We start from the raw sequence: 22,682 nt of genomic DNA on the forward strand, positions 1-22,682 counted from the left end.
ACACCTGTTTAGATTGATAATTGCCCGCTTCAGAATCTGCCATTTCGACCATAAAGCCAAACGATTGCGTAAAATCACTCTTCATTAAGTGAATGACTTGGCTTATGAGTTTTTTTAAAAAAGTAATCGTTTTCGTGAGCGGAATTTGGCGCTTTTAGTTATGTTTAGCAGGAGTATCTCCATGTCTGGCCAACAGGCTTCAACCAATTGCAAATTGGATAAATTTTTTAAAATTTCCGCGCGTGGCTCTTCGGTTCGCCGTGAAATCATTGCTGGGTTAACGACGTTTTTAGCAATGGTTTACTCCGTTATTGTTGTGCCTGGCATGTTAGGGCAGGCAGGTTTCCCTCCTACCGCAGTGTTTATTGCGACCTGTTTAGTTGCTGGTTTTGGCTCATTATTAATGGGGCTATGGGCTAATCTCCCAATGGCAATCGGGTGTGCTATTTCACTAACCGCATTTACGGCATTTAGTTTGGTGTTGGGGCAAAATATTAGCATCCCTGTTGCGCTTGGTGCCGTATTCTTAATGGGGTGTTTATTCACCATTATTTCAGTGACAGGTATTCGCAGTTGGATCCTTCGTAATATGCCAATGGGCATTGCGCATGGGACAGGGATCGGTATCGGGCTATTTTTACTGCTGATTGCTGCCAATGGGGTAGGGCTGGTGATTAAAAATCCAAATGCAGGCCTACCTGTAGCACTGGGGGATTTCACCTCTTTTCCTGTTTTAATCTCATTAGCGGGCTTAGCCGTTATCTTTGGTCTGGAAAAGCGTCGTGTACCCGGTGGTGTTTTACTGGTCATTATCGCTATCTCTATTATTGGGTTGATCTTTGATCCCGCCGTTAAATATCAAGGTTTCTTTAAACTGCCTTCTTTCGGGGAGGATGGTTTATCACTGATATTTAATATGGATATTATGGGCGCATTACAGCCAATTGTGTTACCGAGTTTATTAGCTTTAGTGATGACTGCCGTCTTTGATGCAACGGGAACAATTCGCGCTGTTGCAGGTCAAGCGAATTTGCTTGATAAAGAGGGGCAAATTATTAATGGTGGTAAGGCATTAACAGCCGATTCGGTGAGCAGTATCTTTGCTGGTGCAATTGGTGCTTCTCCTGCTGCCGTTTATATTGAGTCAGCGGCAGGAACGGCAGCTGGTGGACGCACAGGTTTGACCGCTGTTGTCGTTGGTGTGTTATTCCTGTTCATTCTGTTTTTATCGCCACTGTCTTATTTAGTTCCCGCTTATGCGACGGCTCCCGCTTTAATGTACGTTGGCTTACTGATGCTCAGTAATGTGTCTAAACTCGACTTTGATGACTTTGTCGATTCGATGTCAGGCCTATTGTGTGCGGTGTTTATTGTTCTGATATGTAATATTGTCACCGGTATTATGTTGGGCTTTGCAGCGCTGGTGATCGGCCGTATTTTTGCTGGCGAATGGCGTAAGCTAAATATCGGTACCGTCGTGATTGCCGTTCTTTTGGTAGCTTTTTATGCTGCTGATCTAGCTATTTAAGATTTGTTATTCTGTGGGGGAGGGCTCGTTAGCCGCCCCCTAATGTATTATCGCGATTAATCTTAAAGTTTGAATTATTTTCCCGCCGAGTAGTGAGTTAAGGATAGAATAGATAAAAGGCGGTAAATCATGTGAAACCCGCAGGTTTTCACGAGTTGCTGGCTTTACTGAAAAATTTTATGGCCTGACGAGCTACCTAATATTCTGCTACGACGGGTCATATTTGGGTCTTGGTTCGTTTAGTTAATCAGTAAGGGCAACATGGAAATTTTCTTTACTATCCTCATCTTAATTTTGGCTGTGTCTGTTTCAGGCGTGGTGACAAAAGTCATTCCTGTTCGTGTTCCATTACCCTTGATTCAAATTGCGATTGGTGCGTTATTGGCTTGGCCTCAGTTTGGCTTGCATGTCACGTTTGATCCTGAATTATTTATGGTGTTATTGATTCCACCATTGTTATTCGTTGATGGCTGGAAAACACCAACCCGTGAATTTTTCCAAAATGGACGCGAAATCTTCATTTTGGTATTAGTGCTGGTATTGGTGACCGTTGTTGGGATTGGTTATCTTATTTACTGGCTGATGCCTGGTATTCCATTAATTGCTGCATTTGCACTTGCCGCTGTTCTTTCACCAACGGATGCTGTCGCCCTCTCTTCCATTGTGGGTAAAGGCCGAATTCCAAAACGCATGATGAGTGTGTTGGAAGGTGAAGCTCTCATGAATGATGCTTCTGGCCTTGTCGCTTTAAAGTTTGCTGTGGCGATTGCCATGGGAACGATGGCATTCTCTGTTTCCGGTGTGACCATTGAGTTCTTTAAAGTTGCGATAGGTGGATTATTGTCCGGTATCGTCGTGACTTGGGTTTACAGTAAATCGCTTAGACTGATGAGCCGCTGGAGTGGGGATGATCCCGCAACGCAAATCGTGTTTATGCTCTTGCTGCCTTTTGCCTCCTACATGATTGCTGAGCATATTGGCTTTTCGGGCATTTTGGCAGCGGTTGCTGCGGGTATGACGATCACTAAATCTGGTGTGATCCGTAATGCTCCTCTGGCAATGCGACTACGTGCTGACAGCGTATGGTCGATGCTTGAGTTTGTATTTAATGGACTGGTGTTTATCATGCTCGGATTGCAATTGCCGGGAATATGGGAAACCTCTGTACTGCAAGCTGAATTAGACCCGAGTGTAGAAACTTGGATGTTATTCGCGGCTGTTGCGGTTATCTATTTTGCTTTGTTGATATTACGTTTTTGTTGGCTATGGCTAATGAAAAGATTTAGCCGACTGTTTTTGAAGAAAAGGCCATTACAGTTCGCCAACTATACAGTGCGTGAATTATGGTTAGCTTCATTTGCGGGCGTTCGTGGGGCAATTACCTTGGCGGGTGTGTTGTCAGTGCCGTTATTTTTAAGTGATGGCTCACCATTCCCTGCTCGTTATCAGCTGGTATTTATTGCTGCTGGGGTTATTTTATTCTCGATTTTTGCTGGTGTGATCGCGTTACCACTGTTATTGCGTAATTTTAAGGTGAGTGACAAGGAAGCGGATATCAACGAAATACGCATGGCAAAAGCGGCAATGGCTGAAGTGGCTATTGTCAGTTTGAACAAAATGGAAGAGCGTTTATCCGCGGATGTCGATGAAAAATTAGATCCGGAAGATATTAGTGAGGTCGCATCAAGGGTAACGGGGCATTTACGTCGCCGAACCGCGGGTCAGGATGAAATTGAGCATAATCTACAAATTGAGGATCTGGAACGCAGGTTTAGATTAACAGCACTACGTGCCGAACGAGGTGAGTTATATCACTTACGTGCAACACGTAAAATCAGTAATGAAACGTTGCAATCTTTACTGACTGACCTCGATTTATTAGAAGCCGTACTCATTGAAAAAGAGCATTAATTGAGAACAATACAATAATGTGGTTACTTGTTATAACGACGCTGCTTTGGGCAGCGTCTTTTAGTCTTATCGGTGAATATCTTGCTGGTCAAGTCGATAGCTGGTTATCTGTTTTAATTCGCGTATCTTTAGCGGCGTTGGTTTTTTTGCCTTTTTTACGTTGGCGTGGCTTAGGAAAAAAAGTGATTGCCCTCTATATGACGGTTGGCGCATGTCAGCTGGGGATTATGTACTTTTTTGTTTTCCAAGCATATCGGCACCTTACCGTCGCTGAATTTTTGCTATTTACGGTCATGACGCCACTGTATGTGACGCTAGTTTATGACCTATTGGAACGTCAAAAGTTACGCATAGGCTATCTCTTCAGTTCATTGCTGGCCGTGATCGGAGCTGCAATTATTCGTTATGATCACCTGAGTGAGTCATTTTGGGTTGGCTTGATCTATGTTCAACTTGCCAATATTTTCTTCGCGATAGGTCAGGTAGGTTATAAACGCTTGATGGAGGTCTATCCCATTCCTCAGCATCAGGCTTTTTCTTGGTTCTATCTCGGTGCAACGTTGGTGGCGCTAGTTGGTTGGCTCTTATTCGGTAATAAATCCATGGTTCCAACAACCCATGTGCAATGGGGCGTTCTGCTGTGGTTAGGCGTAGCAGCTTCTGGTATTGGCTATTTTATGTGGAACTATGGCGCGACCAAGGTAGACGCTGGAACCCTTGCTATCATGAATAACATGATGGTTCCAGCGGGGCTATTAGTGAATTTTGCTATCTGGCAACAACATCCGGATTGGCTGAGTTTTACCATTGGAGCGAGCCTAATTGTTGCTTCTCTGTGGGTACATAGGCGCTGGATACTTTCACCGGCTTAACATAAGACAAATTATCAACAGCGTGACTAGTCGCGGTTTTGGTAAAAGCTTCAATAGCAGGTTGGCGTTGCTCTCCTTCACGGCATGCAGCGTACAGCCTGCTCCATAATCCATTCCCTAGCGTTTTAATGCTAATCAAACCTTGTTTTTCAAAGGAATCGACAGCCCAATGTGGCAATGCAGCTATTCCCATTTTTGCCGCAACCATTTGAATCAATATCAGTGTGTTATCGACAGTTTTAACACTTGGTGAAACGCCCGCTGGTTGCAAGAAATGACGCCATACGTCAAAACGGTGACGTTGTACGGGGTAAATTAATAAAGTCTCATCGGCCAGATCATGCGGAGCAATTATTGGCTTTCTTGCCAGAGGATGATCATTAGCCACAATCAATTTCACTTCATAATCAAATAGTGGCGTGTAGTGAATTTCTTTATCCGCCAAGATATCAGACGTTAAGACGATATCCAGTTCCCGTGACAGTAATTCAGGTTGCGGGTCGAAAGTCACACCTGATTTAAAATCGACGGAAACTTGTGGCCATGTTTGCCTAAATTGTTGTAATGCAGGAGTGAGCCACTGAATACAACTATGGCATTCAATGGCGATACGTAGTGTTGAGACACCTGGCTCATTACAGACACGAATCGCATCCTTCACCATAGGCAATATTTGCTGGGCTAACTGTAATAGGACTTCCCCTTGTGGAGTAAAACGTAATGGTTGGCTTTTACGAACAAATAGCTTAAAGCCCAAACGGTGCTCTAAGTCACTAAACTGATGTGACAAAGCAGACTGAGTCTGATGCAAATAGGTTGCAGCTGCCGCCAATGAACCGTGCTGGCTGAGCGCATGCAATGTTTTTAGATGTTTTAGTTCAATCATGAGAAACCTTCAAGATGACAATGAATAATTTGCGCTTGTGCTTTATACAGTACCTGTTGATTATAGATGTGTAAACATCTAGACGGCTAAAAATTTTAAGGGGTCAATATGTCTGTTATAAATCATACACTTGGATTTCCTCGTGTCGGTCTGAAAAGAGAACTAAAACGTGCACAAGAAGATTATTGGGCAGGCAAGATTGATCAAGCCGCACTTTTAGAGACAGGACGTGAGTTACGGGCTCGTCACTGGCAACAACAAAAAGAGGCAGGAGTGAATTTATTACCTGTTGGTGATTTTGCTTGGTATGACCAAGTGCTGACAACCAGCCTATTGTTGGGCAACGTGCCACCACGTCATCAAAATGAAGATGGCTCAATTGATTTAGATACCCTGTTTAGAGTCGCACGAGGCCGTGCTCCAACAGGAAAACCAGCCGCAGCGGGAGAGATGACTAAGTGGTTTAATACCAACTATCACTACATTGTTCCCGAGTTCCAAAAAGGGCAAAAATTTAGCCTTTCATGGACGCAGCTATTTGATGAAGTTGATGAAGCATTGGCATTAGGTCATAACATTAAACCGGTTGTTATTGGCCCAATTACCTATCTATGGTTAGGTAAAGTGAAGGGTGAATCATTCGATCGTTTATCTTTGCTGAATGATTTATTGCCTGTCTATGAAGAAATTCTGACTCGTCTGGCGCAAAAAGGGATCGAGTGGGTTCAAATCGATGAGCCGGCCTTGGTTTTAGATTTACCGATAGAGTGGCAGCACGCGTATCAAACCGCCTATCAAGCCCTTACAGGTAAAACTAATTTACTGCTAACCACTTATTTTGATGGCATTAGTCATCATTTAGACCTGATTAAACAACTGCCGATTCAAGGTTTGCATGTTGATGTGGTGGCTGGACGTGATGATATTGAAAAACTGCATCAACAATTACCACAAAATTGGCTGCTATCTCTTGGGATTATCAATGGGCGCAACGTATGGAAGGCTGATTTAGGTGAAAAATTTGCACGGGTGAAACCGTTATTAGGTCAACGACCAATATGGATTGGTACATCCTGTTCATTGTTACATAGCCCAATCGATCTTAACGACGAGACTCGTTTGGACGATGAGGTGAAAAGCTGGTTTGCATTTGCCTTACAAAAATGCGGTGAATTAGCTTTATTAAGTAAAGCGTTAAATGAGCCAACAGAGGCCAATATTGCTGAGTTGGAGCAATACAGCGCCCCCATTCGTGCGCGTAAAACCTCAACACGCGTGAATAATGCAACGGTTGCACAGCGTTTGAAAGCAGTTAGAGAAGGGGATGTTGAGCGTAATAGCGCATATCCACTACGGGCACAGCGTCAGCGCACGCGTTTTAATCTACCATTGTGGCCAACAACAACGATTGGTTCGTTCCCACAAACCAGTGAAATTAGAACGCTACGCCTTGATTTCAAGAAAGGGAATGTTGACAAAACGCACTACCGTACCAATATCAGCGAGCACATTAAGCAAGCGATTAAAGAGCAAGAGCTGCTAGATATCGATGTGCTGGTGCACGGTGAAGCAGAACGTAATGACATGGTGGAATATTTCGGCGAGCATTTTGATGGTTATGTATTTACTCAAAATGGCTGGGTGCAAAGCTATGGTTCACGTTGCGTCAAACCACCAGTGATCATTGGTGATATTAGTCGTCCTGAAGCCATTACAGTTGAATGGGCGAAATATGCGCAATCTTTGACTGAAAAACCGGTCAAAGGGATGTTAACAGGGCCTGTCACGATACTGTGCTGGTCATTCCCACGTGAAGATGTGAGCCGTGAAACGATCGCGAAACAGATTGCGTTAGCGTTACGGGATGAAGTGGATGATTTACAAAAAGCAGGTATTGGCATTATTCAAATTGATGAACCTGCACTGCGTGAAGGATTACCACTGCGTAAGGGTGAGTGGGCAGAGTACTTAAATTGGGCTGTTGATGCTTTCAAACTGAGTGCTGCAATAGCCGATGATGAGACACAGATCCACACTCATATGTGTTATTGCGAGTTCAATGACATCATGGAGTCGATAGCTGCACTGGATGCCGACGTTATTACGATAGAGACTTCACGTTCTGATATGGAGTTGTTAGACGCCTTTGAAGACTTTGACTACCCCAATGAAATTGGACCGGGTGTCTATGATATTCACTCACCCAACGTACCAAATGTCGATTGGATTGTGGCTCTGCTGAGAAAAGCAGCAAAACGTGTTCCGGTTGAACGTCTGTGGGTTAACCCTGACTGTGGCTTGAAAACAAGAGGCTGGCCAGAGACCCGTCAATCATTAGCTAACATGGTTGAAGCGGCGAAAAAACTGAGGAATGAATACCAAAGCTAAGGCTTTAACAATGACAAACGGTAGGTGAGACAGCGTATTCCCTACCGTTTTTCTATTTTTTGACAGTATTAACCAAACAGCTTTTCTTTTAGCATATTCATGCCGATTGCTGATAAATCAATATGTTCTGGTAAAACGCCTTCAGGAGTCGCTTGATTGACGAGTTTGGGGAGGTATTTTGCGATTAACTCGGTTGTTTCTTGTGAGTCGAAGCCTATTTGTTGAGCGAGCTGCTGGATATCTAAATTACCGAATACTTGGATTAACTGGTTGACACTAACAGGTAGGTTCTCACCATTACCGATCCATGATTGGACAATCTCACCTAAGCCTTGTTGGTTAAATTTATCGGCAACACCCGCTAACCCACCTTGTTTATCAATCCATTCAATAACAGATTGAAACTGGCTCATTTTATCACCGGCAACCATGGTGATCAGTTGATCGAACAAACCCATCTAATGCTCCTCATCGTTTATCAAGTTGTAGACTCCAACTGCCTATGGTTAGCTTTGGAATACCACTAAAAAATTAAGTCGTCGGCTATTTTGGTCAATTTCAGCAAAGCGTCAATCAAAAATGATGCGATATCTACTTAACTGAATGGAAAAGATGACAAATTTTCTTTTTTTATTCTTGAACTGTGTAAAACATACTCATATCACATTTTTTATCACATTATGCTGTGAATGATTTTGTGAATTACCAAAAAATATAAAACATTAAAAATCAATTGAATAGAATTTATTTGTTGGTTTTTTATCTTGTTCGTAATGTGATGTTCATCATGTGTTTGTGAATTTTGTTATGTGAGAATTCACATCAATAACAAAGATTAACAACATCAGGGGTTGTTATGGGAAATATCGTTAAGAATGTCGGTGTTATTGGTCTCGGTTCTATGGGTATGGGGATCGCACAATCCCTTATAAAAAATAATATTCCTACCTATGGCTTTGACCTTAGCCCAAATGCATGCCAAACCTTAAAACAGGCTGGCGCTGTTGCGGTGGGGCAAAACGCTGCTGAATATGCTCAAGACTTACAGGCTTTACTTTTAGTGGTCGTTAATGGTCGCCAAGTTGAAGCTATTCTATTTGAAGGGGATAAACCTCTCGTAGAACAGTTACATCCAGGCACAATTATTGTGTTGCATAGTACGTTAGCGGCTGAGCAAACCAAGCGCATCGCTAAGCGTTTAGAACAATATCAATTACCACTAATGGATGCCCCTATTTCTGGGGGGGCGCTGAAAGCGGCGGAAGGTAAGTTAACGGTGATGGCGTCAGGCGCGCCAGCATTATTTGAGCAACTTAATGCTATTTTTGCGGCGATATCTGAGCGCTTATACCGCGTTGGTGATGAAGTCGGTCTAGGGTCAACGGTGAAAACAATCCACCAACTGCTGGCTGGCGTACACATTGCTGTTGCTGCGGAAAGTATGGCGTTAGCCGCTAAAGCAGGTATCGATTTGAATATGATGTACGACATCGTCACCCATGCTGCGGGTAATTCTTGGATGTTTGAAAACCGTATGCAGCATGTTCTTGATGGTGATTATACGCCAAAATCGTCTGTGGATATTTTTGTTAAAGACTTAGGTTTAGTCATGGAAACGGGAAAAGCACTTAATTTCCCATTGCCTATTGCCGCAACTGCTCATCAGATGTTTATTTCTGCAAGTCATGAAGGCTTTGGCCATCAAGATGACAGTGCGGTGATCAAAACTTTCAAAGGAATTGCTTTACCGGAGAAAAAAGTATGACAGTGAAATTAGGTGTGATCGCCGATGATTTTACCGGTGCAACCGACATTGCAGGATTTATGGTACAGAACGGCTGGCGTGTCGTTCAACTATTGAATGAACCGGATGAAAATACGGCTGTGCCACAAGATGTTGATGCGATTGTTATCAGCCTAAAAAGCCGTTCTTGTCCTGTCGACACCGCAATCAATGCATCCTTAAATGCCTGCCGTTGGTTAAAGCAGCAAGCTCACTGCCAACAGATTTTCTTTAAATATTGCTCCACTTTTGATTCTACAGAAAAAGGCAACATTGGACCGGTTACTGACGCATTGATGCAACAGCTTGATACGCAAGTCGCATTGATTTGTCCTGCCTTGCCAATAAATGGCAGAACCGTTGTTCATGGCCATTTATTTGTAAATGGCCAATTACTCAATGAAAGTGGCATGCAGCATCACCCAGTGACACCAATGACAGATGCTAACTTGCTCAGAGTCATGGAAAAACAGTCTGAAGGTAAAGCCGGGTTAATTCCATTGCCTGATATTCAGCAAGGTGACGCGCTGATCAAGCAACGCCTAGCGACTTTAGCAGAGCAAGGGGCAAGCTATATCGTTGTTGATTCATTAACAATGAATGATTTATTGCCTATCGCAAAAGCCGTGAAAGAGATGCCTTTGCTGACGGGTGGCTCAGGTCTTGGCGCTGCGTTAGCAAATGTGGATACGGGTTGTGAATGGGGCGCGGGTGGCAGCCGTGGTGAAATACCTGCAAGCCAAGGCCGTAAAACCATTATTTTATCCGGTAGCTGCTCAGTGATGACGAATAAACAAGTTCAAAGCTACCAGCAAATCGCGCCTGCAAAAGTTGTTGATGTGGGCGAGTGTATTGCTAACCCAGAATATGCACAGCAATTAGCGAATTGGGTTCAAGAACAAAAAATCACTGGTTTAGCCCCTTTACTCTATGCGACTCAACCACCTGAAATTCTGAAAAAAATTCAGGAAAATTATGGGGCAGAAGTGGCGAGTAGTGCAGTCGAAAACGTGTTTGGTGAAGTGGTAAAACTTCTTCAAGCGCAAGGTTATAACACTTTTATTATTGCGGGTGGCGAAACATCCGGCAAGGTCGTTCAAAGCCTAGGAACAGAGCAGCTTAGCATTGGTGCGCCAATCGCACCTGGGGTTCCATGGGTTCAGGATTTAACAAGCGGACACTGGTTGGCACTCAAATCGGGTAATTTCGGCCAAGAGAATTTCTTCCAGTACGCACAGGAGATGTTTAATGAGTGAAGAACAGGCACTACGCCAAGAACTGGCTGATTGGGCTAAATCGATGTTTAACCGCGGCTATAGCAGTGGTGGAGCCGGAAACATCAGTGCCAAACTTCCCGATGGGAACATTATTGTTACCCCAACCAATTCAAGCTTTGGTGATTTAGATCCAGAAAGATTGAGTAAGTTGGATGCAGAAGGTAACTGGATCGATGGAGATAAGCCAACGAAAGAAGTTTCTATGCACATGGCGATGTATCGACAGCGTCCAGACTGCCAAGCCGTGGTGCACTTACATTCGCCTTGGCTAACAGCGTTATCGTGTTTAGCGGGACTTGATAGCAGCAACTGCTTACCCCCGATCACGCCTTATTATGTGATGCGAGTTGGCAAACTACCCTTGATTCAATATTTACCACCGGGGGATGACCGTATTGGTGAAGAGATTGAAAAGTTAGCACCAAACCACAATGCGGTATTGCTATCGAATCATGGGCCTGTTGTTGGCGGTAAAACATTAAGACAAGCCTTCTTCAATGCGGAAGAACTGGAAGATACGGCTCGTTTGTATATCACGCTACGTCAGCAAGGCTTTACAACACTCACTGAAGAGCAGGTTAACGAGCTAGAAAGCCGTTATCCAAAGAAATGAGGCACTAAACATGGCTAAATTTGCAGCAAATCTCAGTATGATGTTTAACGAGGTTCCTTTTATCCAACGTTTTGAGCGTGCCGCACAGGCAGGTTTTACTGGCGTTGAATATCTGTTTCCTTACGAAGAGCAGCCAGAAGCTATCGCGGAAGAGCTGAAAAAACATGGATTAACACAAGCACTGTTCAATATGCCTGCGGGGGATTGGGCTGCTGGTGAGCGCGGAATGGCATCGATACCAGGTCGTGAAGATGAATTTGCAAAAGGCGTTCATACGGCATTGCACTATGCTAAGGCATTAGGATGTCAACAAGTGCATGCGATGGCCGGCAAAGTCGATGCCCGCTTTACGCCTGAGCAACAGCGAGCCTGCTTTATCAAGAATATCCAATATGCAGCGGATGTGATGGCAGAACATGGTATTCGCGTCTTAATTGAACCGATTAATACGCGTGATATGCCTGGCTACTTCTTAACGACACAGAAGCAAGCTGAAGCCTTACTCCCTGAAATTGCTCGTGAAAACGTCTTTATTCAATTGGATCTTTATCACTGCCAAATCATGGAAGGTGATTTATTGAAAACAATTGAGCGTTTATGGGGTAAATTTAGTCATATTCAGATAGCTTCAGTGCCTTATCGTCACGAACCTGATAGCGGTGAAGTCAACTACCCATGGATTTTCGAGCAACTCGACAAAATGGGTTATCAAGGTTGGCTGGGATGTGAATATCATCCTGCGGGCCGCACAGAAGACGGTTTAGGGTGGCTGAAACAAGCACAGTCATAAACAGGAGAACCTATGATCCCTTCAGAGCGTCGTGATTTTATTTACCGTTACGTTCATGAATACCAAACCGTTTCGATCAACGATTTGGTTGAACTGATGAATGTGTCACATATGACGGTAAGACGTGATATTCGCATGCTCGAAGAAGAAGGGAAGGTGGTCGCAATCAGCGGTGGTGTTCGTTTAAACGATGCGTTACGCCAAGAGTTACCTTGGAGTGAGAAAGCGCGTCTACACCATCGCAGTAAACGTGAGATAGGTAAATTTGCCTCATCGCTCGTTGAAGACGGGCAAGTGGTGTATCTCGATGCGGGAACGACCACATTTGAAATCGCTCGTGTGTTAGGTGAACGGTTTAATTTAACGATTGTGACTAACGATTTTTCGATCATGCAGTATTTGATGAATAAATCGCAACTCAATCTCTATCACACGGGAGGGCAAGTCGATAAACGCAATCATTCGTGTGTTGGTAATACCGCAGCGATGATGCTGAAAACGTTAAATGTTGATGTGGCATTTATTAGTACAAGCTCTTGGGATTTACTGCATGGTGTCTCTACGCCCCATGAAGAAAAAGTGCAGATAAAACAAACACTACTAGATGTTGCTCGGCGCTGTGTGCTGGTTTCTGACAGTAGTAAATTTGGCAAATACGGTATGTTTCGTGTTTGTCCACTCAATCAATTGCATGACATCATTTGCGACGATCAACTACCAAACGATGCTGTGCAGCGGATAACAGAACAAAATATAAAACTTCATTTAATAAAGACATAAATAAATCTTACCTAATGATAAATAGCCAGAAATAGGCTATTTCAAGGAGAATAACAATGAAAGTTATCATCACTGGCGGCGCTGGCTTTTTAGGTCAGCAGCTAGCCGCTGCTTTACTTAAAAATAGCCAGGGTTTTCAATTTGACCAACTCGTTCTAGCGGACATTCAGTGCCCTACATCCCCAATTGAAGATGCTAGAGTGAGCTGCGTGGCAACGGATTTAACTCAAGCAGGTGCTGCTGATCAACTGATTGATGCACAAACCGATGTGGTTTACCACCTCGCTGCAATTGTGAGTAGCCATGCTGAAAGTGATTTCGATTTAGGCATGAAAGTGAATTTCGAAGCAACACGTCAGTTGTTAGAAGTGGCTCGTGCTAAAAATCCGGCCATGAAGTTTATCTTTACCAGTTCTTTAGCCGTATTTGGTGGTGAGCTGCCAGATGTGATCACCGACCTATGTGTTGTGAATCCGCAATCTTCATATGGCGCTCAAAAAGCCATGTGTGAGTTGATGGTTAACGACTACTCACGTAAAGGTTATGTTGACGGACGTGTGTTACGTCTACCGACCATCAGTGTTCGCCCAGGAGTGCCTAACAAGGCTGCTTCATCATTTGCCAGTGGGATCATTCGTGAGCCATTAAATGGTATTGAAAGTGTTTGCCCAGTTTCACCTGAACTTGCTTTGTGGCTGTCTAGCCCAGAAACCGTGGTGAGCAACTTCATCCATGCTGCAACTATTTCAGCAGAGAAATTTGGCCTTTCTCGTACCGTTAACTTACCGGGAATTACCGTAACGGTTCAAGGAATGATTGATGCGCTACGCGATGTCGCTGGTCAAGACGCTGTTGACCTTATTCGTTTCGAACCTGATGAAGCCATTAACCGTATCGTCGCGAGTTGGCCGGGCAAATTTGATATTAGCCGTGCGTTAGGCCTTGGCTTCCGTGCAGATGGTTCATTTGCTGATGCGATCCGTTCGTTCATCACTCACCACGGCTCACAGCAATAGGGGATAAGCGATGTCCTATATTCCTATTATTGGCCTCGCAGTGGCCATATTTGTCCTGATCTTCTTGGTATTACGAACGCGTATTCATGCGTTACTTGCCATGTTGATTGCGGCTGCAATCGCCGGTATTTCTGGTGGATTAACCGCGGCCGAAACAGTGACTGTCATTACAAAAGGTTTTGGTAGTACACTCGGTGGCATCGGTATTGTTATCGGTCTCGGGGTAATGATGGGAAGGGTGCTAGAAGTTTCTGGTGCCGCTGAACAGATAGCTTATAGTTTTATTCGTTGGTTAGGAAAAAAGCGTGAAGAATGGGCGCTGGCTATTACAGGTTATATCGTCAGTATCCCTATTTTTGTTGATTCGGCATTCGTTATTCTTTATCCGTTGGCGAAAGCGTTAGCAAAGAACGGTAAGCGCAGTTTGTTAACCCTAGGTGTTGCATTAGCGGGTGGTCTGGTGGTTACACACCATACTGTACCGCCAACGCCAGGTCCTTTGGGGGTTGCAGGCATTTTTGGTGTTGATATTGGTGCCATGATATTAACGGGGATGACCCTTGCGGTACCTTGCGTGATTGGTATTGTTTTTTACGCAAAATGGCTAGCGGTTAAATACCCTGAGTTCATGCCTGATGACAGCAACAATGCCGATTTAAAAGAAATCCACGATCGTTATATGGAAGAAAAGGCAAATAAACCGTTACCAAGCCTGTTCTTATCTGTATTGCCTATCGTCACGCCGATCTTGCTGATTTTTATTAACGCAGTTAATGGGTTATTGCTGAAAACTGACACTTTCCAAGGTATGGATGATAATTGGTACTTCCAAACCTTCCAATTCCTTGGGGCACCTATAATCGCTTTATCGATCAGTGTGTTAATCTCGGTTTATACATTGATGCCAAAAGCGACAAAGGAAGAAGTCATCGACCGTATGGAAGAAGGCTTACAGTCAGCGGGTATCATTTTATTGGTAACAGGTGCTGGCGGTGCATTAGGCGCAGTGTTACGTGATAGTGGGACGGGGAATATTTTAGCCGAGCATGTGGCGAGCTTACCGATCACGCCTGTGCTCATCCCATTTATTATCGCAACCTTAGTACGTTTAATTCAGGGCTCAGGCACCGTCGCGATGATCACGGCAGCTTCAATATCTGCGCCAATCATTAGCCAAATTCCGGATATTAATCTACTTGTCGCTGCTCAAGCAGCAACTATGGGGTCATTATTCTTCGGATATTTTAACGACAGCCTTTACTGGGTTGTGAATAGAATGATGGGTATTAAGGACGTTAAACAGCAGATGATGGTCTGGTCTATCCCAACAACGATAGCTTGGGCAATCGGTCTGGTGGGCGTTCTAATCCTTGATGTAGTTCTCTGATAGCCAACGCTCTTTTATTCTGCCAATAATTCAAAGCGCCACTCAAATCATGAGTGGCGCTTTTTTATTCTCGCAGTTCCATGCCAATGAGCGGGGGCAATGAAGATATCTTGTGCTAAGGCATGTCCACCTTCAATATCAACAGGCGTCACGCAAAATATGCGATGAATCAGCCTTGGATTGGCATTTATAGGTATAAATAGAGGCTTTGCTGTATATCATTAACAACAATCAATACTTCTCATCATGGCTAATCAAATTTTATAAGTGTTGTTTCAGTGCTCCTCTCGGTATCGTCTATACTGATCGGATACTTAGGTCTACCCGCTTGTTTTGTGTGACTTGAATCACTTTATTTTGCAACATAAACATATCGATTTTCATTAAAGGTGATTAATGTCACTAAACTGTTTGGGGTTTACCGCTATATTACTCTTAACGTATAAATTCAATGATGCCATTGTGTAAAGGAGTTTGATATGTCTGACGTATTCCACTTAGGCTTAAAAAAGAGTGACTTGCAGGGTGCTACTGTTGCTATTGTTCCCGGTGACCCGAATCGCGTTGAGAAAATCGCACGTTTGATGGATAACCCAGTACATCTCGCTTCTCTGCGTGAGTTCACCTCTTGGCGTGGTGAGCTTGATGGTAAAGCCGTGATTGTGTGTTCTACAGGTATCGGTGGTCCTTCTACCTCGATTGCTGTAGAAGAATTAGCACAGTTAGGGATCCGTACTTTCTTACGTATTGGTACAACAGGTGCTATCCAAGAAAACATCAATGTAGGTGATGTTTTGGTGACGACAGGCGCGGTAAGACTGGATGGCGCGAGCCAGCACTTTGCACCTCTTGAATACCCTGCGGTTGCTGACTTTACATGTACAAATGCTCTCTATGATGCAGCAAAAGAAGCGGGGGCGACCGTCCATGTGGGGGTGACGGCTTCCTCTGATACCTTCTATCCAGGACAAGAACGCTACGATACCTATACAGGCCGTGTGATGCGCCATTTCAGAGGTTCAATGAAAGAATGGCAAGATATGGGTGTCATGAATTATGAAATGGAATCTGCAACATTATTGACTATGTGTTCAAGCCAAGGTTTACGGGCTGGTATGGTCGCTGGTGTGATTGTTAACCGTACCCAACAAGAAATCCCTAATGAAGCCCTGCTGAAGAAAACAGAAGGTAATGTGTTGAGTATTGTGGTTGAGGCTGCTCGCCGCCTACTTTAATTACGTCATTACTGGCTCGTTTACTTACGCTTTCACTCGGTTGTGAATAAACAGTAGACGAGCCCAGTTCACTTTCTCTCTCTTGGTTTATTTTCATCTTTATCGCTCATTTTATTAATGCCTGCTTAATTGCAGGTATTTTTTCTGATTTTTTTCGAGGCATAATCTGTTATGGTTTTGAGAACAATCAACATTATAGGTAAGAAGATGATGACCAAAACACCTTATTTGCACCCTTCAGTATTGCCTCTTAAAGGCGGCGTTAATTTCCGTGACCTTGGTGGGAAAAAATTAGCGAATGGTAATAAAATTAAGTCAGGTTTATTGTTTCGCTCAGGGGCTCTCAACCATTTAACTGAAGAGGATTTGATCATTTTACAAGATCAAAATCTCTATCAGATATTAGATTATCGCGATGTTGCTGAAATTAAATCAAAACCAGATATTGTTTGGGATGGCGCTCATTATGTTAATGCACCTGCAAACCCTATGGCTAAAGAGGTGAGTGCTGATCTTGATAAATTAACCCCTGAACTCCTTGAAAAATTTGATCCTAAAATTTTCATGAACCGTCTTTACGAACTGCTGCCGCTAAATAATCCAGCTTATCATCAACTGGTGAATATGCTAAAGCAGCCAGAAAAAGGTGGTATCGTTCAGCACTGTGCCGTTGGTAAAGATCGTACCGGCGTTGGTTCAGCTTTAGTACTATTTGCACTTGGCGCTGACTTAGACACCGTCATGGAAGATTACTTGCTAACAAACGAAACGTTGGCCCCATATCGCAAGCATTTACTGGAAGAACACGCCCAGAGAATGAGCGAAAGCGCAGTGAAGAAGTTTGAATATGTCTATTCAGTACGCGAAGAGTTTTTACTGACAGCGATAAATAGTATAAATAATCATTATGGCAGCATTGATAAGTGGTTAGAGACGGATTTTGGTTTGGATAAGTCTGGTCGCAGCGTGCTGCAAAGCTATTTTATCGAATAGTTAGTTTAATATTGGTTTATTACATATTCGTTAATGTACTCACCAAGTTATCATTAAGGGAGAAATGACGGTGACACTAAATGAAATAGTCCATGCGGTGACTGAGTTTACCCGTGAACATGAAATATGGGCACTACCAATCATTTTCTTTCTCGCTTTTGGTGAATCTTTAGCATTTTTATCCTTACTGTTACCTGCGACCGTCATTTTACTTGGCTTAGGGGCTTTAATCGGAGAAAGCGGTATCACATTTTGGCCTGTATGGCTTGCCGCGACATTAGGCGCGTTTTTTGGTGATTGGCTTTCTTACTGGTTTGGTTTTCACTACAAAGACAATGTTCGTAAAATGTGGCCTATTTCTCGTAAACCACAGATGATAGATCGCGGGCAGCACTTCTTTAATCGTTGGGGGATCTGGAGCGTATTTTTAGGACGTTTCTTTGGACCATTTAGAGCCGTAGTGCCTTTAGTTGCAGGCATTTGTAAAATGCCGAAACGTTACTTTCAGGTCGCGAATATTGTTTCTGCGATGATATGGGCATTCGGTATATTAGCGCCAGGCGCTTTTGGCCTACGTTGGTTGGCTCATTGGATGGGATAAGCTGCGAAGCTGTTCGCAATTTATGGCTTACTTCAAATTACTTCTGGACAGATATACAGTATCCGATTACTTTACATTGGATCACGTAATGTAAGGATTTAACAGTGGATACCTCTCTACTATATGGGGTTATTGGTGCCCTCGGTGGTATTTTAATTGGCGGTTTGGCTGTCTGGTTTTCTATTGCACAAAAATTGAGCCAAAAAGAACAAGAACTCCAACAAGTTAACCGTCAGCTTGCGGCAAGCGATGAAAAAAACATCCATCTTTCTGAATGGAAAATGGAGTATGAGCGTCTTGATCAAGAGCTGCGTACATTGCGAGATATTAACCGTGAGCAGGAAGCTGAACTACGGGAAATCACCACACGTTTTGAACAAAATCAATTAGCTAACGAAGAAAAACAAAGGCTATTGCAAAATAGTGAGCAGCGGCTGACCACACAATTTGAAAATTTGGCAAACCGTATTTTCGAACAAAGTGAACGACGAGTGTCAGAGCAGCAACAGAAAAGCTTAATCGCCATGCTGTCACCATTTCGTGAGCAACTTGAAGGTTTTCGCCAGCAAGTTCAACAAAGTTTTGGGGAAGAGGCTAAAGAACGGCACACCTTGGCTTATGAAATTCGTCAATTACAACAGTTAAACAATCAAATGACGAAAGAAGCCGTTAATTTAACGCGTGCTCTCAAAGGTGATAATAAAATCCAAGGGAATTGGGGAGAAACGATTTTGACTCGTATCCTTGAAGCTTCTGGCTTACGTCAAGGTAGTGAGTTTGAGACACAGGTGAGTATAAACACAAGCTACAATAGCCGTTATCAACCCGATGTGATTATTCGCCTACCTGAAGGCAAGGACGTCATTGTTGATGCTAAAATGTCATTAGTCGCCTATGAAAACTATTTCAATAGTGAAGATCCTGAAGAACAAGCCTATGCACTCAAAAATCATGTCGCTTCAATTCGTAATCATATGCGTGGTTTAAGCCGTAAAGATTATCACCAATTACCAGGAATACGCTCCCTTGATTATGTCTTGATGTTCATTCCGATTGAACCTGCGTATTTGTTAGCTTTAAAAGAATCGCCTGAGTTACTTGATGAAGGGATAAAACAGAATATCATGTTAGTGTGTCCTTCTACCTTATTGGTTGCAGTGAGAACAATCAATAACTTATGGCGGTACGAACGACAAGGACAAAATGCGCAAGAAATTGCGACAAAAGCAGCGAAAATGTATGATAAGTTGCGCCTTTTTGTCGAGGATATGCAGCTTTTAGGCGCCAGCTTAGATAAAGCAGATCAGGCTTACCAATCAGCAATGAAAAGGCTAGCAGAAGGCCGAGGAAATTTGATTAGCCAAGCAGAAAGCTTTAAAGAAATGGGAGTAGAGGTAAAGCAGCCAATCTCCGCTCAATTAGTTGAAAAGTCAGATAAGCCATATTGTGCGGAATCTTAGACTTCTTGATAGGGTTTTACCTCAAAGGCTGTTACACTTCCTACAAAAGTTTGAATTATAAACAGGCATAATAGAAATGACAGAACCAACAAAAGAAACTATTGATTTTGGTTTCCGTACAGTAGGCAAAGAAGATAAAGTTGGCCTAGTAGCAAATGTTTTTCATTCTGTAGCATCAAAATATGATTTGATGAATGATTTAATGTCGTTTGGCATTCATCGTGTCTGGAAACGTTTTACGATAGAAGCCAGTGGTGTGCGTCGTAATCAACGCGTTCTAGATCTGGCGGGTGGAACCGGCGATTTAACCGCTAAATTTTCTCGCCTTGTCGGTGAAAAAGGCGAAGTGATTCTCGCTGATATCAATGATTCCATGTTAAAAATGGGGCGTGAAAAGTTACGTGACCTTGGTATTGTTGGTAATGTTAGCTATGTTCAAGCTAATGCTGAGGAGTTGCCGTTCCCAGATAATTATTTTGATTGTATCACTATCTCTTTTGGTCTGCGTAATGTCACAGACAAAGATAAAGCGTTGCGCTCAATGTTTCGAGTGTTAAAGCCAGGTGGGCGTTTGCTTGTTCTTGAATTCTCTAAACCTGTTATTGAGCCACTGAATAAAGCTTATGATGCGTATTCATTCCATGTTTTGCCACGTATTGGGCAAGCAGTCGTTGGTGATCCTGAGAGCTACCGTTATCTCGCTGAATCTATTCGTATGCATCCTGACCAAGAAACACTGAAATCCATGATGGAAAATGCAGGTTTTGAACAGGTTACTTATACCAATATGACAGGTGGTATCGTCGCATTGCATAAAGGGTTTAAATTCTAAGATGGAAGCCACGTCAGCACAGTCAGAAAGCCAAAATACCGTATTATATTCTTTAATGACGGCATTCATGGAAACATGTATGAATCATATGTTATTTAAAGAATCGGTCTTAAAACCCGCTAGAGCACGCTTAGCGGGTAAAGTCATGTCGGTCGACTTAAAAGAGCTCAATCAAACGTTGACGCTGATTTTTACTGATAACCATGTTGATGTGTTAAGCCAATGGTGTGAACCTGCTGATTGTACAATCAAAACATCCCTGTTTACGTTGATTAAACTAAAGGATAAACAGCAATTATCACAGCTAATTAATAGTGGTGAAATTGTTATTGAAGGTGATATGCAGGTTGTTCAGCATTGGTCGTCGCTGTTAGATATGGCCATTTGGGACCCCGCCCATTATCTGTCACCTTATCTCGGCGATGTTGCCGCGCAAGGGATTAGCCAAATCGTTCAAAAGGGAAGTAAACTTGTTTCACATCTAGCATGTCGACAAAAAACGTACCTAAAAGATACATTGCTTGAAGAATGGAAAATGGCGCCAAATCCGCTAGAACTGGCTTATTTTAGTGATGAAGTTGAGCAGGTTGCTGAGTCCTTAAATCAGCTAGAAATGCGGTTACGCCAGCTGGAGGAGCATAATGACGCCCGGTGAAATAAAACGCCTTTACTTTATTATTCGGGTATTCCTCTCATATGGTTTAGATGAATTAATCCCAAAAGTTAAACTCACGTTACCCCTTCGGATTGGTCGCTTTGGTTTCTTTTGGATCAAGAATCAACATCCAGAAAAAGAAGTGGGTGAGCGATTACGTTTAGCGTTACAAGAGTTGGGGCCGGTATGGATTAAATTTGGTCAGATGTTATCGACTCGCCGAGACCTTTTCCCTCCAACAATTGCTGATCAACTCTCTTTACTACAAGATAAAGTCGCTAGCTTTGACGGTAAATTGGCGCGTCGCTACATTGAAGAATCATTAGGTGGGCCATTAGAACAATGGTTTGATGATTTTGATGAAAAAGCCCTCGCCTCAGCATCAATCGCTCAAGTCCACACTGCCAAGCTGAAAGAAAATGGCAAAGAGGTTGTTTTAAAAGTCATTCGTCCTGATATCTTGCCAGTGATTAAAGCTGATGTGAAACTCATGTACCGCATCGCTAATTGGGTGCCTTTGTTACCAGACGGCCGTCGTTTACGCCCTAAAGAAGTCGTGCGTGAATACGAAAAAACGTTAATCGATGAGCTGAACCTTTTACGTGAATCAGCCAATGCTATCCAGCTGCGTCGTAACTTTGAAAATAGCTCTATGTTGTATGTGCCTGAAGTTTATGCGGATTATTGCCGTGAAAATGTGATGGTCATGGAGCGCATCTACGGAATCCCGGTGTCGGATATCTCGGCTTTAAAAGCTCAGGGAACGAATATGAAAATCTTGGCTGAAAGAGGCGTCAAAGTCTTCTTTACCCAAGTTTTTCGTGACAGTTTCTTCCATGCGGATATGCATCCAGGCAATATTTTTGTGAGTTATGAACACCCTGAAGATCCACTTTATATTGGCATTGATTGTGGTATTGTAGGGTCATTAAATAAAGAAGATAAGCGTTATTTAGCGGAAAACTTTATTGCGTTCTTTAACCGCGACTATCGTAAGGTGGCGGAGTTACATGTCGATTCAGGTTGGGTACCTGCTGATACCAACGTTGAGGATTTTGAGTTTGCTATCAGAACGGTGTGCGAACCAATCTTTGAAAAGCCACTGGCTGAAATTTCGTTTGGGCATGTCCTGCTGAATCTATTTAATACTGCTCGTCGCTTCAATATGGAAGTGCAACCCCAGCTAGTATTGCTACAAAAAACCTTACTTTATGTTGAAGGTTTAGGTCGTCAGCTTTATCCCCAACTTGATTTGTGGAAGACGGCGAAGCCATTTTTAGAAGATTGGATACATAGCCAAGTTGGTATTCCAGCTATTACTCAAGCTTTAAAAGAAAAGGCACCTTATTGGGCAGAAAAAATGCCTGAAATTCCTGATTTAATTTATGGCGCTTTACGTCAACATAAATTCCTACAATCGAATATTGAACAACTTACTGATCAATTAAAGGAACAACGTAGCAAACAGCGTAAGTCTCAGTACCTATTAGGAATGGGGGCAACACTGATTCTTTGCGGTAGTTTATTCTTTATTTTTGAGTCAACCTCAATGGCGACAGCATTTATGACTATTGGTGCGTTGTCATGGGTTATAGGTTGGTATAAATCAGGAAAAAATTAAGTAAACCTTGTTTTGCGACAAGTTTATAAGCCTGTGAATATTTCCGTATTGAGA

The 22,682-nt window shown here is 43.0% G+C and carries 20 protein-coding genes; 18 read left to right on the forward strand and 2 right to left on the reverse strand.

Annotated elements, in window-relative coordinates; genetic code table 11:
• Window positions 1-181 precede the first annotated feature (181 nt).
• From M1F03_RS02645 to M1F03_RS02655, 3 genes are all read left to right on the forward strand, one after another.
• Complete coding sequence (locus M1F03_RS02645) at window positions 182-1,528, forward strand: NCS2 family permease (RefSeq protein ID WP_318840075.1); 1,347 nt, start codon at window positions 182-184, stop codon at window positions 1,526-1,528.
• 261 nt (window positions 1,529-1,789) lie between these two features.
• On the forward strand, window positions 1,790-3,439 hold the full coding sequence (locus tag M1F03_RS02650) for a Na+/H+ antiporter (protein ID WP_154624653.1): 1,650 nt from the start codon (window positions 1,790-1,792) through the stop codon (window positions 3,437-3,439).
• Between the two features lie 17 nt (window positions 3,440-3,456).
• Window positions 3,457-4,311, forward strand: coding sequence for a carboxylate/amino acid/amine transporter (locus M1F03_RS02655; RefSeq protein ID WP_154624654.1), 855 nt, complete (start codon window positions 3,457-3,459; stop codon window positions 4,309-4,311).
• On the opposite strand, the gene metR is transcribed toward M1F03_RS02655, so the two are convergent.
• On the reverse strand, window positions 4,241-5,197 hold the full coding sequence (gene metR / locus M1F03_RS02660; protein WP_154624655.1) for an HTH-type transcriptional regulator MetR: 957 nt from the start codon (window positions 5,195-5,197) through the stop codon (window positions 4,241-4,243). The two genes, M1F03_RS02655 and metR, sit on opposite strands and share 71 nt — an antisense overlap.
• A 108-nt stretch (window positions 5,198-5,305) precedes the next feature.
• Between metR and metE the strand changes: the two genes are divergently transcribed.
• Window positions 5,306-7,585 carry a 5-methyltetrahydropteroyltriglutamate--homocysteine S-methyltransferase gene (gene metE, locus M1F03_RS02665; protein WP_272661256.1) on the forward strand — a complete coding sequence of 760 codons (2,280 nt, stop codon included), beginning with the start codon at window positions 5,306-5,308 and terminating at the stop codon, window positions 7,583-7,585.
• Between the two features lie 68 nt (window positions 7,586-7,653).
• Here the strand turns inward: metE and M1F03_RS02670 are convergent, their stop codons facing one another.
• A complete protein-coding gene (locus M1F03_RS02670; RefSeq protein WP_251465027.1) occupies window positions 7,654-8,043 on the reverse strand; it encodes a YidB family protein in 390 nt (129 codons plus the stop codon).
• Between the two features lie 398 nt (window positions 8,044-8,441).
• Between M1F03_RS02670 and ltnD the strand changes: the two genes are divergently transcribed.
• The 14 genes from ltnD (at window position 8,442) to ubiB (ending at window position 22,628) form a co-directional block, all read left to right on the forward strand.
• Window positions 8,442-9,350 (forward strand): L-threonate dehydrogenase, encoded by a 909-nt coding sequence (gene ltnD, locus M1F03_RS02675; RefSeq protein ID WP_154624658.1) that lies wholly within the window; start codon window positions 8,442-8,444, stop codon window positions 9,348-9,350.
• The gene (otnK, locus tag M1F03_RS02680; protein ID WP_251465029.1) at window positions 9,347-10,624 is read left to right on the forward strand and encodes a 3-oxo-tetronate kinase; all 1,278 of its coding nucleotides are present in this window, start codon (window positions 9,347-9,349) and stop codon (window positions 10,622-10,624) included. Before ltnD ends, otnK begins: the two co-directional genes overlap by 4 nt.
• Window positions 10,617-11,258, forward strand: coding sequence for an aldolase (locus M1F03_RS02685; protein WP_154624660.1), 642 nt, complete (start codon window positions 10,617-10,619; stop codon window positions 11,256-11,258). Before otnK ends, M1F03_RS02685 begins: the two co-directional genes overlap by 8 nt.
• A gap of 10 nt (window positions 11,259-11,268) precedes the next feature.
• A complete protein-coding gene (gene otnI / locus M1F03_RS02690) occupies window positions 11,269-12,048 on the forward strand; it encodes a 2-oxo-tetronate isomerase (protein WP_163860640.1) in 780 nt (259 codons plus the stop codon).
• A 12-nt stretch (window positions 12,049-12,060) separates the two neighbouring features.
• Window positions 12,061-12,828: a DeoR/GlpR family DNA-binding transcription regulator gene (locus M1F03_RS02695; protein ID WP_004924695.1), complete on the forward strand. Its 768-nt coding sequence runs from the start codon at window positions 12,061-12,063 to the stop codon at window positions 12,826-12,828.
• 56 nt (window positions 12,829-12,884) lie between these two features.
• Window positions 12,885-13,844 (forward strand): D-erythronate dehydrogenase, encoded by a 960-nt coding sequence (denD, locus tag M1F03_RS02700; RefSeq protein ID WP_163860641.1) that lies wholly within the window; start codon window positions 12,885-12,887, stop codon window positions 13,842-13,844.
• 10 nt (window positions 13,845-13,854) lie between these two features.
• Window positions 13,855-15,231: a GntP family permease gene (locus M1F03_RS02705; protein WP_154624663.1), complete on the forward strand. Its 1,377-nt coding sequence runs from the start codon at window positions 13,855-13,857 to the stop codon at window positions 15,229-15,231.
• 479 nt (window positions 15,232-15,710) lie between these two features.
• Window positions 15,711-16,466 (forward strand): uridine phosphorylase, encoded by a 756-nt coding sequence (gene udp / locus M1F03_RS02710; RefSeq protein ID WP_163860643.1) that lies wholly within the window; start codon window positions 15,711-15,713, stop codon window positions 16,464-16,466.
• 210 nt (window positions 16,467-16,676) lie between these two features.
• Window positions 16,677-17,459: a tyrosine-protein phosphatase gene (locus M1F03_RS02715; protein ID WP_154624681.1), complete on the forward strand. Its 783-nt coding sequence runs from the start codon at window positions 16,677-16,679 to the stop codon at window positions 17,457-17,459.
• Between the two features lie 70 nt (window positions 17,460-17,529).
• Window positions 17,530-18,060 carry a DedA family protein gene (locus tag M1F03_RS02720; protein WP_163860644.1) on the forward strand — a complete coding sequence of 177 codons (531 nt, stop codon included), beginning with the start codon at window positions 17,530-17,532 and terminating at the stop codon, window positions 18,058-18,060.
• 104 nt (window positions 18,061-18,164) lie between these two features.
• Entirely contained in the window at window positions 18,165-19,520 is a 1,356-nt protein-coding gene (gene rmuC, locus M1F03_RS02725) for a DNA recombination protein RmuC (protein ID WP_163860645.1), read from the forward strand.
• A 76-nt stretch (window positions 19,521-19,596) separates the two neighbouring features.
• Complete coding sequence (ubiE, locus tag M1F03_RS02730) at window positions 19,597-20,352, forward strand: bifunctional demethylmenaquinone methyltransferase/2-methoxy-6-polyprenyl-1,4-benzoquinol methylase UbiE (protein ID WP_154624666.1); 756 nt, start codon at window positions 19,597-19,599, stop codon at window positions 20,350-20,352.
• Window position 20,353: 1 nt separating this feature from the next.
• Complete coding sequence (locus M1F03_RS02735) at window positions 20,354-21,007, forward strand: SCP2 domain-containing protein (protein WP_154624667.1); 654 nt, start codon at window positions 20,354-20,356, stop codon at window positions 21,005-21,007.
• Window positions 20,994-22,628 (forward strand): ubiquinone biosynthesis regulatory protein kinase UbiB, encoded by a 1,635-nt coding sequence (gene ubiB, locus M1F03_RS02740; RefSeq protein WP_154624668.1) that lies wholly within the window; start codon window positions 20,994-20,996, stop codon window positions 22,626-22,628. Before M1F03_RS02735 ends, ubiB begins: the two co-directional genes overlap by 14 nt.
• Window positions 22,629-22,682: the final 54 nt, after the last annotated feature.

It is taken from the genome of Providencia sp. PROV080 (genome assembly GCF_033688105.1).
GTDB classification, from domain to species: domain Bacteria; phylum Pseudomonadota; class Gammaproteobacteria; order Enterobacterales; family Enterobacteriaceae; genus Providencia; species Providencia zhejiangensis.